This window comes from Flavobacterium sp. (genome assembly GCF_031422135.1).
Lineage (GTDB): Bacteria > Bacteroidota > Bacteroidia > Flavobacteriales > Flavobacteriaceae > Flavobacterium.
In genome coordinates this window covers 77,855-91,065 of record NZ_JANOQD010000014.1, presented here as the reverse complement: position 1 = coordinate 91,065, position 13,211 = coordinate 77,855, and the positions used below count along the sequence as shown (strand labels likewise).

Genomic DNA, 13,211 nt, shown 5'->3' with positions numbered 1-13,211 from the left:
TTAGAAAATATCTTCATCACGAAAACTAAAATAGCCGTTTTCGGTAATAATAATGTGATCCAAAACTGGAATAGAAAGCTGATTTCCTGCTGATTTTAGTTCTTTAGTCAAACTTTTATCAGCATCGCTAGCTTCCAATTTCCCTGAAGGATGATTGTGAGTTAAAATAATTCCAACTGCATTTTGTTCAAAAGCAATTTTAAAAACGATGCGCACATCAACCACAGTTCCAGTAATTCCGCCTTTACTTATTTGCGATTTGTATATGACTTTGTTGGCGTTATTAAGGTATAAAACCCAAAATTCCTCGTGTGGTAGTTCACCAATAATGGGTTGCATAACATCAAAAACTGCTTTGGAGGAAGTGATTTTTTTGAGTTCGACCACTTCTTCTTCTTTGCGGCGTCGTCCAAGTTCAGTAGCGGCAATAATGGAAATGGCTTTGGCCTCGCCTATTCCTTTAAAAGTCATCAATTGTTGAATAGATAGTTTTCCTAAAACGTTCAAATTATTATCGACACTCGCGAGAATTCGTTTGGATAATTCGACGGCACTTTCGCTTCTAGAACCAGAGCCAATGAGTATGGCAATCAATTCCGCATCGCTCAAAACTTGTTTGCCTTTTAGCATTAGTTTTTCTCGAGGCTGGTCGTCTTCTGCCCAATTTTTTATGGTGAGGTTTTGTTGCATTTATTCTATCAAATCTTTAACCTCATCAAAATTCAATCCTCCATAATTTCCAGAACTCATCAATAATAAGGCAGAATTTTCTAAATTCAAATTGAATAAATAATCTTTAAAATCTTTCGGATTGGTATAAATAATTAAATCCTCCCGATTGAATGCTTTGGCAATTTGCTCATAAGTGACTTCTTCAAGTTGTTTTATTTTTACAGCATCGGGCGAATAAAAAACTATGGCGATATCTGCAAATTCAAGTGCACCTTCATATTCTTTTAGAAATTCGGCATTCAAACTGCTGTAAGTATGCAATTCTAAACACGCAACTAAAGTCCTGTTTGGAAATTGTTCTTTCACCGCTTTTGTAGTCGCTGATACTTTGCTAGGCGAATGTGCAAAATCTTTATATGCCACTTTGGTTTTGCTTTCTGCAATTTTTTCTAAGCGTTTGGAAGCGCCTTTGAAACTGGCTATGGCTTCATAAAAATCGGCTTCATCGACTCCCATATTTTGGCAAATCCATTTGGCTCCAGCTAAATTATTCAAATTATGTGCGCCAAAAACTTCAATTGGCATATTTCCTTCGGGTGTTTCTAAAAGTGTAATTCCGTTTTCAACTTTATAATTCGGAGTGGAATACGCTAATTTTCGGATGGCATTTGTAGCAGCTTCGGCAACACGTTTTACCTCAGCATCATTTTCATTGTAAACCAAAATTCCACCATTGGTAATCATTTTTATGAAAATTTCAAACTGTTCTACATAATTTTCATAGGTTGGAAATACATTAATATGATCCCAAGCAATGCCAGAAATTAAGGCAATGTTTGGTTGGTACAAGTGGAATTTTGGTCGACGGTCAATTGGCGATGACAAATATTCATCTCCTTCCAAAACCATAAAATCGTTCTTTTCGGTAAGATGCACCATCGTATCAAAACCTTCGAGTTGTGCACCAACCATATAATCGACCTCAATATTATGATAATGCATCACGTGCAAAATCATTGAAGTTATGGTTGTTTTTCCGTGGGAACCACCAATGACAACTCTGGTTTTATTTTTGGATTGTTCGTATAAAAATTCGGGATAAGAATAAATTTTCAACCCTAGTTCCTGTGCTTTTAACAATTCTGGATTATCGGCTTTGGCGTGCATTCCTAGAATTACTGCTTCAATAGCTGAAGTGATTTTTTCGGAAAACCAACCTAATTCTGCTGGAAGAATTCCTTTTTTATCTAAACGAGATTTTGATGGTTCGAAAATAGCATCGTCGCTTCCTGTTACTTTATAGCCTTTGTTATGTAATGCTAATGCGAGATTGTGCATTGCGCTTCCGCCAATGGCGATGAAATGTGTTCTCATTTATATGTTTATTCGGTTATGCGTTTATTTGTTTATAGAAATTAAAGCATCATTTATTTATTATTTCTATTTTCTGATTCTTCTTGTAATGCTTTTGCTTTTTCGGGTAAATTCATTTTATTTTTATACAAATCAATTAATTTTTTATAAGCTGTTTTTGAATGTGTGATTTCAATTCCTTGTTTATAAAAAATTTCTGCTTTTTTGTATCGTTTGAAATATTCTTCAATATAGCCTTTTGCCATTACACCATCAATTTTTGAAATAGACATTAATTCGTCGGCATAATTTTGAGATTTTTTTTCGCTTCCACCAATAATTCCAGGCAATTCGAGGTATAAAATGACCAATGCCCAACGAGTATCTGTATGTTTGGAATCCAGTTTTGATGCCGTTATAAAAGCGGTTTCTATTTCATCAATCATTCCTAAAGCTTTGAATTTATTGGCTTCCTTGGCTTTCATTCCCATTGCCCCACCATATTTATACCAATAGTTGGCATTTTTAGGAAATTGAAGTTTTATTTTTTTATAATAAGTCATCGACTTGTCCCACTTTTTCTGGCTTCCAGCAATATCCCCTAAATATTCTATGGTTTTGGTATGATTGGGATTTTCTTTCAAAAAATCTTCAAACAAAGGTTGTGCAGCCAAATACTTTCCTTGTTCAAAAAGTTTTTGTGCTTTTTCAAAGTTGGTTTCAGCAAACATAGTTGTAGAAAAAATTAATAAAAGGAAAAGAAAGTGTTTCATTGTTCAAAAATAAGGAAATTCAAGGAATAAAAAAACCTGTTCTATAAATCGAACAGGTTTAGTGTATTTTAATAAAAAAACTAAATTATTTCACAATTGTCATTTCATCTACAATGTGTTTTGCATTCGAGAAATTTTCAATTACCCAAAGTACGTAACGAATGTCTACGTTGATGGTTCTTTGCAGTTTTTTGTCAAAAATAACATCTCCAGCCATTGCTTCAATGTTTCCGTCGAAAGCAAGACCAATTAGTTCTCCCTTTCCATTTAAAACTGGTGAACCTGAATTTCCTCCTGTAATATCATTATCTGATAAGAAATTTACGTGCAAGGAACCGTCTTTGTCTGCATAACGACCAAATTCTTTGTTTTTATGCATTTCAAGCAAACGAACAGGAAGGTCAAATTCTTGATCACCTTTTTTATATTTTTTTACTTGACCGTCAAGCGTTGTATAGTTATTTACTTTGGCATCATTACGCTTGTCCGCAGGCAATGAACGAACTTTCCCATAAGACAAACGCAAAGTGGAGTTGGCATCTGGATATTTGATTGTTCCAATTTTAGACTCACGCAAACCTTCAACTAATAAACGGAATGAAGATCCAAAATCGTTTTGTGCTTTGGTAATTGCTTCGCTTCTTGTAGTGAAATGTGTCAACATATCGTTTGATAAAACATATAATGGATCTGCTGTCAACGTTGCTTCTGAAGGATTTGCTAAAAATTCAGCTACTTTTTCTTTGGAAGTAAATATACTTGAATCAAAAAGTGTGTTTACATAATTGGTGTAATCGTAGTTGTTTTCTTTTCCGATTTTTTCAACCATTGGCGCAACAGCATAACCTTTTGATTTTGTTGCATACAATTTTAATTGGGCTGCTAAAATGTCTTTTTCTGCTGGAATGTGTAATTCTTTGAACATTTCATCCACCATTTCGGTAATTGCCGGAGCCATTTGTGTGCGTTTTGCAGCATCCGCTTTGGCGTAATTTTCTAGTTGTTTTCCAACTGTTCTTCCTACGGTTCCAAATGCAGAAGTTCTAAAAAGCTGTTGCAAATAGTTATCGTGACGGGCTTTCTCGTTTGTCAAACCGTAAAATTTATTGATGTTTCCTATTACATTGCCATATTTGGCTTTGTTAGCAGGAAGATTTGCCCATTTGTTGAATTTTTCTTCTTGTTTTGCTTTGGATTTTGCTGTCCCAAATTTTGATAAAGCATCGATCATACCTTGGCGGTTTTTCCAATAATTGGCAACGCCTGCAAATTTTGAAGCATACACAAGATTCAAAGCATCACTTTGATTCATATATTTTTTCATATTGTCCATACCTGTTTTAGAACCTTCCACCCAAGCAGGATATGCAAACTTCACGTTTTGCTCGATTCCTCCAGATGGCATCCAACGATTGGTACGACCTGGATAACCCAAAATCATTGCAAAATCATTTTCTTTTACACCACCTAAATTAACAGGTAAATGGTGTTTTGGTTGTAACGGAACATTACTTGTAGAATAATCTGCTGGATTTCCACTTGCATCTGCATATACTCTAAACATTGAGAAATCCGCAGTATGACGTGGCCATTCCCAGTTGTCTGTATCTCCACCAAATTTCCCTAAACTTTCTGGCGGTGTTCCTACCAAACGAACATCTTTATAATCTTGGTAAACAAAATAGTAATATTCATTTCCTTGAAAAAATGGACGAACAGAAACGGTATATTTTCCGCCTTCGTTGTTTTCTTTTTCAATGACTGCAATTTCTTTATTTACAGCGGCTTCACGCTCTAATTCTGTCATTGAAGGGTTTACTTTTTCCAAAATTCTTTTAGAAACATCATCCATACGAACAAAGAAACGAACGAATAAACTAGATGGTTTCATTTCAGATTTTCTATCTGGCGCCCAATAACCATCTTTCAAGTAATTTTTTTCAGCTGTTGACATTTCTGCAATCGCATCATAACCACAGTGGTGATTAGTCAATACCAATCCATCTTTTGAAATCATTTCGGCTGTACAACCTCCATTAAATTGTACAATAGCATCTTTTAAACTGTGATTGTTGATACTGTAAATTTCTTGAGCAGTCAATTGCAAGCCCATTTTTTGCATATCGCGGTGATTCAAACGTTCGATAAACATTAAAAACCACATTCCTTCATCGGCCTTAACGCTTGTAGGAACAAGCATTATGGTTACAATTAAGGATAAAATTAATTTTTTCATAATAATTATTTATTTGTGATGCGAATATAAATATAATTTAAAATTTAATTAAAATATAGGCCCGATAATATGATTTAGTTAAGATAACTTTAACGTTTTCGCAAATTTTTCATTTGATTTAATTTTGTTTAAAAAAGTGATTAATTTTTTCTACATTTAATTTTTATTTAAAAACCTTAAAAAAAACTATTATGGGATTAATTTCATTTATGAAAAATGCGGGTGCAAAACTTTTTGGAAGAAATGTTGAAGAAGCTCCAGCGGAAGAAAAAGCACAATTAAAAGCTAGTGCATTATTGGCGCACGTACAATCGATGGGCTTGCCATTTAACACTTTAAAAGTAGCCTTACGTGGAGACGATGTAGTAGTAACTGGAGAAGTTGACAAACAAGTAGATGCCGAAAAAATTGCGTTGACATTAGGAAATGTTGAAGGAGTTGATACTGTCGATAATAATATGACAGTGGCTACCCCAGAACCAGAAGCAAGATATCATACCGTAGTTTCAGGAGATTGGTTGTCAAAGATTGCTGATAAATATTATGGAGATGCTCAAAAATACGATGTTATTTTTGAAGCGAACAAACCTATGTTAGAGCATCCAGATAAAATTTACCCAGGACAGGTTTTAAGAATTCCAAACTTGTAATTATCTTAAAAAACAAAAAAAAGGGTTTCAATTCGTTTTGAAACCCTTTTTTTTGTTTAAACTAAAAGCTTATTCAATAATAATTTTCTTTGTAGTTCGTTTATTATTATGTGATACTGAAACAAAATAGATTCCTTTTGAAATGTTATCCAATACTATTGATTTATTGTCAATTGCATTATTTTTGACAAAACCAACTTCTCTTCCAGACATATCATACACTACAACTTCAAAATCAGACACATCATTAACAAATTTAATATTTACAGTTCCTGAGCTAGGATTAGGATAAATTGAAAATTTTAAATATTCTTCATCATTGACACTTAAAATATTTTGAGAAAACTGACTTCTTATTGCATTCAAGTAGGCTAACATTACTGTTTCTTGTCCTTTAGAAAACATATACATACAAGCGTCATCCACATAATCCATATAGTTCATTGTAAGTGCTTTTTGTCCTGCATCACAACCAGCAACACTCCCGTTTGCAGGACATCCCAATGATAAAAAGCCAACTTTTGGAGTGTCATCTATTAAATCTGTATTTGAACTAGTACAACCTGTATCATCACCAAAAGTATGATCCAGATTAAAAAAGTGACCTAATTCATGCGTTACGGTTCTTCCTAAATTATATGGAGAAGAGGGAACAAAACCGGTACAGCCAGCACCAGATGCAAAAGCATTATTATCCATCACTACTGCGTCACCAATATTTGGTGAACCTCCAAGGTTTGAATAACCCAAAAGTCCACCTGAAAGGTTTCTTACAACAAAGTTCATATAGCCTGTCCAAGTAGCATCTGTATCAGAATTTGCTAGATAATCCGTTCCAAAAGTTACCGCAACATTCCCATTTGTTATTCCAGAAGATGCAGGATGATTTTGGGTAGCTAAAACAAATTCAACCTGAAGATTTCCTATTTGTACACCAGGATAAAAAACACTGGCTGCTGTCCAATTAGAAATATCAGAATTTGTAGCATTATAATCTGCATTTAATATATTCACTTGATTTTGAGCAAAAGCTCTTAAACAAGTTTTGGTAGCTACACTCGCTAAGCCTGCTGATGGATAATGAACCGCAACTGGAATTCTCAATACAGCACTAGTACTAGAACCATTTCTGTTTGAAGCTCTTTGTGTTAGAATTTTTTCATATTCTATTTTGAATTTTTGCTGTAATTTCAAATAATTCTCTTTTTTTTCAGGGTTAGACAATGTCTTCTCCATGTGTTGCTTCATTCCACAAACTCGTTGTTGAGCGAAATTTAATTGAAAAACAAGTAGTACAATGAATAGTTTAAATTTCATATCTCTAAAATTATTTGTTTTGAATTGTTTATTATTTTATCTAAAACTGTATTATTTCTCTAATTATAAAGGTAATAATTTTTTAAACCTCAACATTCAGCATTGCCCACAACTTATCTTTTAACTCCAACAATCCTTGTTGTGCTATGGAAGAAATGAACAAATATGGGACTCCTTTTAGTTCTTTGTCTAATTGTTTTTTTAATTCGCCTTTGAGTTCGTCGTCAAGCATATCGCATTTTGAAATTACTAACAAACGATCTTTATCCAGCATTTCTGGATTATAACGTCGCAACTCGTCAAGTAGAATTTCATATTCTTTTTTGATATCGTCGGCATCAGCTGGAACTAGAAATAACAAAGTTGAGTTCCGTTCAATATGACGCAAAAAATAATGACCCAAACCTTTTCCTTCGGCGGCTCCTTCTATAATTCCTGGGATATCCGCAATAACGAACGATTGAAAATCACGATAGGCTACAATTCCTAAATTTGGTTTTAGGGTTGTGAATGGGTAATCAGCAATTTTTGGTTTTGCAGAAGTTAGAACTGATAGCAATGTTGATTTTCCTGCATTTGGAAACCCTACTAAACCAACATCGGCCAAAACTTTTAATTCCAGAACTACATCTGCTTCAATGGAAGGCATTCCAGGTTGTGAGTATCTTGGAGTTTGATTAGTTGATGATCTAAAATTCCAATTTCCTAGTCCTCCTTTACCGCCCTCGGCAATAATTTTTCTTTCACCGTCTTCAGTGATTTCGAATAAAATCTCGTTGGTTTCTTTGTCACGAACAACAGTTCCTAGTGGCACATCGATAAATTTATCTTCACCATCGTGACCCGTACTTCTAGAACTTCCACCATCGCCACCGTGACCCGCTTTGATATGACGCGCAAACTTCAAATGAAAGAGTGTCCATAATCCTTTGTTACCAACTATATATACGTGCCCTCCACGACCACCATCTCCACCATCTGGACCTCCTTTTTCAATAAATTTTTCTCTGTGTAAGTGAGAAGATCCCTTGCCTCCTTTTCCAGATGAAACATATATTTTAGTATAGTCTACAAAATTTCCTTCTGTCATTTTATTTTAGATTTTAGATTTTAGATTTTAGATTTTCTTAATAATGAAAAATCTATTTCTAAAAACTATTTTTTTTAATTTGCCGAAAAAATTGGCGTTTTATCCCCGATTAAAAAGATATCCTTTGTTTTTTCATTAAAAAAACAAAGATAAAAATAAAAGAGGAAATAGGGTTGGCGGATAAAGCCAGAACCTTATTTTCTTGATTATTTTACTTCTTTTAGTGAGCTTACTAATACTTTGTCGATTTTTACGCCATCCATATCAATTACTTCGAGTTGCATTTTGTTCCATGTAAGCTTTTCTCCAATTTTTGGAATATACGATAACTCCGTCATTATAAGTCCGCTAACCGTCGTAACATCATAATCATTGATAAGGTCATCCATATCAAAATAGGTTAAAAAATCGTGTAACGAATAATGACCATCAACTAGCCAAGTGCCGTCTTCTCGAGCTATCAGTTGAAATTCTTCTTCATAAAAATCTGATGCATCTCCAACAAGCGCTTCAAGGATGTCGTTTAATGTTATAATACCTTGAATCATTCCATGCTCGTCAGTAACCAATGCATAATGCACTTTTGTTTTTTTGAATGTTTCTAATGCTTTATAGGCCGATGTATGCTCAATTAAATAAGCTGGCTCTTTGGTAATATCCCGTAGATTGAAATTTCCTTTTTCAAAACTAGCAAACAAATCTTTCAGAAAAACAACACCAACAACCTCATCAAGATTGTCTTCGCAAACTGGGTATACAGAATGTAGTTCGTCAAGCATTTTTTCTTTCAATGCTTTTAAATCGTCGTCTTCTATGGATAAGTAAACTAATGAATTTCTATGCGTCATTAATGAGTTTACTTTTCGGTCCCCAATATGGAATACCCGCTCTACTATATCTTGTTCTATTTCTTGTACTTCGCCACCTTCTGTTCCTTCTTTGATGATGGCTTTGATTTCTTCTTCAGTTACTTTTCCGTCAGCAGTTGGTTTTATTTTAAGAATATTCAAAATAAAATCGGTTGTTGTTGTAAGCAACCAAATAAACGGTGCTGTTACAATAGATACAATTTTCATTGGCACAGCAACCGCTTTTGCTATAGCTTCTGGATGATTGAGTCCAATTCTCTTTGGTAATAGCTCTCCTAATACAAGTGAGAAGAAAGTTAAAATAACAACAACAATTCCAACGGACATATTATGCGAATACGGTTTTAATATGGCAAATCCGTCTAGAAAAAACCTTACATCATCAGTAACTTTATCACCTGAATACAAACCTGTTAAAATTCCAATTAAGGTAATTCCAATTTGTACAGTTGATAAAAATTTATTTGGTGAGTTTGCTAAATCTAAAGCGGTTCTTGCGCTTGTATTTCCTTTTTTGGCTGCCGATTCTAGTCGGTTTTTTCGTGCTGAAATCAATGCTATTTCTGACATTGAAAAAACTCCATTTAAAAGAATTAAAAAGAAAATTATGAGTATTTCCACTTGTTTTTGATTTTATTATTCGTTAATTTGATTATTCGGGTTTAACGAAACCAGCTAATTGTTAGTGTTTAATTTTTGCTAAATTACAAATTATCAATGACTTTTGTTAATCGTTGTGTAATTTCTTCGATACTACCCATACCGTTTACTGCGTGAAAATTACCTTGCTTTTTGTAATATTCTATTAATGGCGCCGTTTTCTCGTTATATTCATCATAACGGTTTTTAATTTTTTCCTCGTCTTGATCGTCAGGTCTTCCAGAGGTTTTTCCACGTTCGAGCAATCTTTGTATTAAAATTTTATCATCGGCTTCGAGAGCAATTGTAGCAGTAAGCCTTGTTTCTTTTTTGGATAAAAAAGCATCTAAAGCTTCTGATTGTGATAATGTTCTTGGATAACCATCAAATAAAAATCCGTCTTTATCAAAATTATTTTCGACAGCTTCTATTAGCATTTTTGTAGTTACTTCATCAGGAACTAAATCGCCTTTATCCATATAACTTTTGGCTAATTTTCCTAAATCGGTTTCATTTTTTATATTGAATCTAAAAATATCTCCAGTTGAAAGATGGGTTAGATTGTATTTTGTCTTCAAAAATTCTGCTTGTGTACCTTTTCCAGCTCCGGGTTTCCCGAAAAGAACTATGTTAATCATATTTTTTTGTTATAAGTTGTAGGTTATAAGTTAATAGGTTTTTAAAACTTATAATTTTTTTTAATCCTTCAATTGATATACCTCAGATAAATTTCTACCCAATCCGTCGTAATCCAAACCATAACCCACGATGAATTTGTCAGGAATTCGGATACCTACATAATCCAGTTTGATGTCTTTTTTGTAAGCATCTGGTTTTAAGAAAAGCGTAGCGATTTTGAAATGTTTCACGTTTTGCAATTTGAATAAATTTTTCAATTCTTCGAGTGTACTGCCCGTATCAACAATATCTTCAACAACGATTACTGTTCTGCCTTCAAGATTTTGATTAAGACCAATGATCTGCTTAACATTGCTAGTAGAAGTCGTTCCTTCATAAGAAGCTAACTTTATAAAACTCACTTCGCAAGGTGAATTGTATTTCTTCAATAAATCAGAAACCACCATAAAAGCACCATTCAAAACACCTACAAAAACAGGCGTTTCGTCAGCAAAATCATCTTCTATTTGTTTGGCAATATTGGTTAGTGCAAAATCAATTTCTTCTGCCGAAATAAAAGGCGTAAACTGCTTGTCGTGAAGTTGAATATCCATATTTGTGTTGTAGAATAATTTGCAAATATAAGAAATTAGTATTGAGTAACTGTATTTTATTTACATTTGAAGTATGAATTTAGAATTACTCCAAAGAATAGAAAAAAGTTCAGCACATACTCAAAATCGCATTAACAATAGGGACTTTATTATCCAAAATCCTCATTTAGTTGAGGAATTAGTTTTATTTTCGTTCAAAGTAGACAACAAACTTCACATTAGAGGATGTTATATTCTTGAAAAAGTATTTGAACAACAATTGGATTTGTCTTTTCCTTTTTTGGATTTGATTTGCGATCAAATAAACAAACTACAAAATGATAGTGCCATACGATGTGTTTCAAGATTTCTAGCGTTTTTGGTTCAGGATAATTCTAAAAAAAATTATCTAACCGAAAATCAACTCGAACAAATAACCGAATCCAGTTTTGATTGGTTGATTTCAGATTATCGTGTTGCCGTGAAACACCACGCCGTAAAAATCCTAATTGAAACTGGAAAAAAATCAGCTTGGATTTATCCGGAATTGAAGATTATTTTAGAAAAAGAAATAGAATTTCCCTCACCTGGGTATAAAAGTATTGTAAAGAAATTTTTGAATAAAATAAATTGATTATCTTATCTTTGCGTAAACACACAATTAATGAACTTTTTTTCTTCCGATTTTAAACTAGGTATTCTCGGTGGCGGACAACTCGGCAAAATGTTGTTGGCTGAAACCCGAAAATTCGATATTCAAACTTATATTTTAGATCCAAGTTCAGAAGCGCCAAGCCAATTTGGAGCCACAAAATTCTTTCGTGGCAATTTGATGGATTATGAAACGGTTTATCAATTCGGGAAATTGGTTAATTTGCTCACTATCGAAATCGAAAATGTAAATCTTGACGCTTTAGACAAACTGGAAGCAGAAGGATTGCCTGTTTATCCATCACCAAAAACGTTGCGATTAATTCAGAACAAAGGTTTTCAGAAAGATTTTTATATCGAAAATAATATCCCAACTTCAAAACACCAACGGTTTGTAGGTTTAAATGATTTAAAAAAATCGTTAGAAAAAAACAAATTAGATTTTCCATTTGTTTGGAAATGCGCTCAATTTGGCTATGATGGCAATGGTGTGAAAATTGTTCGATCGACTTTAGATTTAATCGATTTGCCCGAAGTGGAATGCATTGCAGAAGAAATGGTGGCTTTCAAAAACGAATTGGCTGTTATTGTGGTTCGAAATTCATCCGGAGAAGTAAAGAATTATCCAGTTGTAGAAATGGAATTTCATCCCGAAGCAAACCAAGTAGAATATGTGATTTGTCCAGCAAGAATTGACGAAGAAATTGCTCAAAAAGCCATCGAAATTGCTTTGAAAGTTTCCGAACATTTCAATCATATTGGATTATTAGCTGTTGAAATGTTTCAAACCCAAGATGATAAAATTTTAGTTAATGAAGTTGCTCCACGTCCTCACAATTCTGGACACCATACGATTGAAGCCAGTTACACCTCACAATTTGAAAATCATATTCGAGCCATTTTGAATCTTCCATTAGGAAATACTGATAGTAAAGTGGCTGGAATTATGGTGAATCTTGTTGGTGAAGAAGGATTTTCGGGTAACGTTATTTATGAAAACATCGAAAAAATAATGGCCATTGATGGTGTAACACCACATATTTATGGAAAAAGAGAAACACGTCCTTTCCGTAAAATGGGACACGTAACCATTGTGAATGAAGATATGAAAGCTGCTAGAAAAATTGCGGAAGAAGTGAAGAATAGCATTAGAGTGATAAGTACAAAAATTGAATAATTAAAAGATTTAATGATTGAAAGATTTTAGTCCAATTAAATTTTTTAATCTTTAAATTTTTCAATCTTTAAATGAAAAAAAAATGAAAGTAGCCATAATAATGGGATCCATTTCCGATATGCCCATAATGCAAGAAGCAATCGACATCCTAAAAGAATTCGAAATCGAAACCGAAGTCGATATTGTTTCTGCACACAGAACACCCGAAAAACTATTTGATTTTAGCAAAAATGCGCACACTCGTGGCATTTCAGTGATTATTGCTGGTGCTGGTGGCGCAGCGCATTTACCAGGAATGGTGGCCTCGATGTCTCCATTGCCTGTGATTGGTGTTCCAGTAAAGTCGAGCAATTCAATCGATGGTTGGGATTCGGTTTTGTCTATTTTGCAAATGCCAGGCGGAGTTCCTGTGGCAACTGTTGCTTTAAACGGTGCGAAAAATGCTGGAATTCTTGCTGCACAAATCATCGGAACTTCCGATAAATCCGTTTTAGATAAAATCATTTTGTATAAAGAAGGATTGAAAGAAGCTGTCGATAAATCGTCTGAAGATTTAAAAAAATAATTTTAACA

13 protein-coding genes are annotated in these 13,211 nt (G+C 33.8%); 4 read left to right on the top strand and 9 right to left on the bottom strand.

Going from position 1 to position 13,211, the window contains the following annotated elements:
- The 4 genes from radC to RMO70_RS02670 form a co-directional block, all read right to left on the bottom strand.
- A complete protein-coding gene (gene radC, locus RMO70_RS02685) occupies positions 1 to 690 on the bottom strand; it encodes a RadC family protein (protein WP_310554885.1) in 690 nt (229 codons plus the stop codon).
- On the bottom strand, positions 691 to 2,046 hold the full coding sequence (murC, locus tag RMO70_RS02680; RefSeq protein ID WP_310554884.1) for a Mur ligase family protein: 1,356 nt from the start codon (positions 2,044 to 2,046) through the stop codon (positions 691 to 693).
- 53 nt (positions 2,047 to 2,099) lie between these two features.
- Complete coding sequence (locus RMO70_RS02675) at positions 2,100 to 2,798, bottom strand: tetratricopeptide repeat protein (RefSeq protein WP_310554883.1); 699 nt, start codon at positions 2,796 to 2,798, stop codon at positions 2,100 to 2,102.
- 85 nt (positions 2,799 to 2,883) lie between these two features.
- Entirely contained in the window at positions 2,884 to 5,034 is a 2,151-nt protein-coding gene (locus RMO70_RS02670; RefSeq protein WP_310554882.1) for a S46 family peptidase, read from the bottom strand.
- A gap of 191 nt (positions 5,035 to 5,225) precedes the next feature.
- On the opposite strand from RMO70_RS02670, the gene lysM reads away from it, so the two are divergent.
- Positions 5,226 to 5,684, top strand: a complete 459-nt coding sequence (gene lysM, locus RMO70_RS02665; protein WP_310554881.1) for a peptidoglycan-binding protein LysM — start codon at positions 5,226 to 5,228, stop codon at positions 5,682 to 5,684.
- A 69-nt stretch (positions 5,685 to 5,753) separates the two neighbouring features.
- On the opposite strand, the gene RMO70_RS02660 is transcribed toward lysM, so the two are convergent.
- The 5 genes from RMO70_RS02660 to hpt all read right to left on the bottom strand — a co-directional run bounded on the left by RMO70_RS02660 (position 5,754) and on the right by hpt (position 10,831).
- On the bottom strand, positions 5,754 to 7,001 hold the full coding sequence (locus tag RMO70_RS02660) for a zinc-dependent metalloprotease (protein ID WP_310554880.1): 1,248 nt from the start codon (positions 6,999 to 7,001) through the stop codon (positions 5,754 to 5,756).
- 82 nt (positions 7,002 to 7,083) lie between these two features.
- Complete coding sequence (gene obgE, locus RMO70_RS02655; protein ID WP_310554879.1) at positions 7,084 to 8,091, bottom strand: GTPase ObgE; 1,008 nt, start codon at positions 8,089 to 8,091, stop codon at positions 7,084 to 7,086.
- Between the two features lie 206 nt (positions 8,092 to 8,297).
- Positions 8,298 to 9,581, bottom strand: coding sequence for a hemolysin family protein (locus RMO70_RS02650; RefSeq protein ID WP_310554878.1), 1,284 nt, complete (start codon positions 9,579 to 9,581; stop codon positions 8,298 to 8,300).
- 83 nt (positions 9,582 to 9,664) lie between these two features.
- A complete protein-coding gene (locus RMO70_RS02645; protein ID WP_310554877.1) occupies positions 9,665 to 10,237 on the bottom strand; it encodes an adenylate kinase in 573 nt (190 codons plus the stop codon).
- 60 nt (positions 10,238 to 10,297) lie between these two features.
- Positions 10,298 to 10,831, bottom strand: a complete 534-nt coding sequence (gene hpt, locus RMO70_RS02640) for a hypoxanthine phosphoribosyltransferase (RefSeq protein ID WP_310554876.1) — start codon at positions 10,829 to 10,831, stop codon at positions 10,298 to 10,300.
- A 73-nt stretch (positions 10,832 to 10,904) separates the two neighbouring features.
- Here hpt and RMO70_RS02635 point away from each other — a divergent pair, with 73 nt between their 5' ends.
- The 3 genes from RMO70_RS02635 (at position 10,905) to purE (ending at position 13,203) form a co-directional block, all read left to right on the top strand.
- Positions 10,905 to 11,444: a hypothetical protein gene (locus RMO70_RS02635; protein ID WP_310554875.1), complete on the top strand. Its 540-nt coding sequence runs from the start codon at positions 10,905 to 10,907 to the stop codon at positions 11,442 to 11,444.
- Between the two features lie 30 nt (positions 11,445 to 11,474).
- Positions 11,475 to 12,638, top strand: a complete 1,164-nt coding sequence (locus tag RMO70_RS02630) for a 5-(carboxyamino)imidazole ribonucleotide synthase (protein ID WP_310554874.1) — start codon at positions 11,475 to 11,477, stop codon at positions 12,636 to 12,638.
- Positions 12,639 to 12,720: 82 nt separating this feature from the next.
- A complete protein-coding gene (gene purE, locus RMO70_RS02625; protein WP_310554873.1) occupies positions 12,721 to 13,203 on the top strand; it encodes a 5-(carboxyamino)imidazole ribonucleotide mutase in 483 nt (160 codons plus the stop codon).
- Positions 13,204 to 13,211: the final 8 nt, after the last annotated feature.

What these genes read in the sequence shown, in the direction of transcription:
- hpt (WP_310554876.1), bottom strand. Translation starts at nt 10,831, where the DNA reads ATGGATATTCAACTTCACGACAAGCAGTTTACGCCTTTTATTTCGGCA.
- RMO70_RS02660 (WP_310554880.1), bottom strand. Translation starts at nt 7,001, where the DNA reads ATGAAATTTAAACTATTCATTGTACTACTTGTTTTTCAATTAAATTTC.
- obgE (WP_310554879.1), bottom strand. Translation starts at nt 8,091, where the DNA reads ATGACAGAAGGAAATTTTGTAGACTATACTAAAATATATGTTTCATCT.
- RMO70_RS02645 (WP_310554877.1), bottom strand. Translation starts at nt 10,237, where the DNA reads ATGATTAACATAGTTCTTTTCGGGAAACCCGGAGCTGGAAAAGGTACA.
- RMO70_RS02670 (WP_310554882.1), bottom strand. Translation starts at nt 5,034, where the DNA reads ATGAAAAAATTAATTTTATCCTTAATTGTAACCATAATGCTTGTTCCT.
- murC (WP_310554884.1), bottom strand. Translation starts at nt 2,046, where the DNA reads ATGAGAACACATTTCATCGCCATTGGCGGAAGCGCAATGCACAATCTC.
- lysM (WP_310554881.1), top strand. Translation starts at nt 5,226, where the DNA reads ATGGGATTAATTTCATTTATGAAAAATGCGGGTGCAAAACTTTTTGGA.
- RMO70_RS02675 (WP_310554883.1), bottom strand. Translation starts at nt 2,798, where the DNA reads ATGAAACACTTTCTTTTCCTTTTATTAATTTTTTCTACAACTATGTTT.
- radC (WP_310554885.1), bottom strand. Translation starts at nt 690, where the DNA reads ATGCAACAAAACCTCACCATAAAAAATTGGGCAGAAGACGACCAGCCT.
- RMO70_RS02630 (WP_310554874.1), top strand. Translation starts at nt 11,475, where the DNA reads ATGAACTTTTTTTCTTCCGATTTTAAACTAGGTATTCTCGGTGGCGGA.
- RMO70_RS02635 (WP_310554875.1), top strand. Translation starts at nt 10,905, where the DNA reads ATGAATTTAGAATTACTCCAAAGAATAGAAAAAAGTTCAGCACATACT.
- purE (WP_310554873.1), top strand. Translation starts at nt 12,721, where the DNA reads ATGAAAGTAGCCATAATAATGGGATCCATTTCCGATATGCCCATAATG.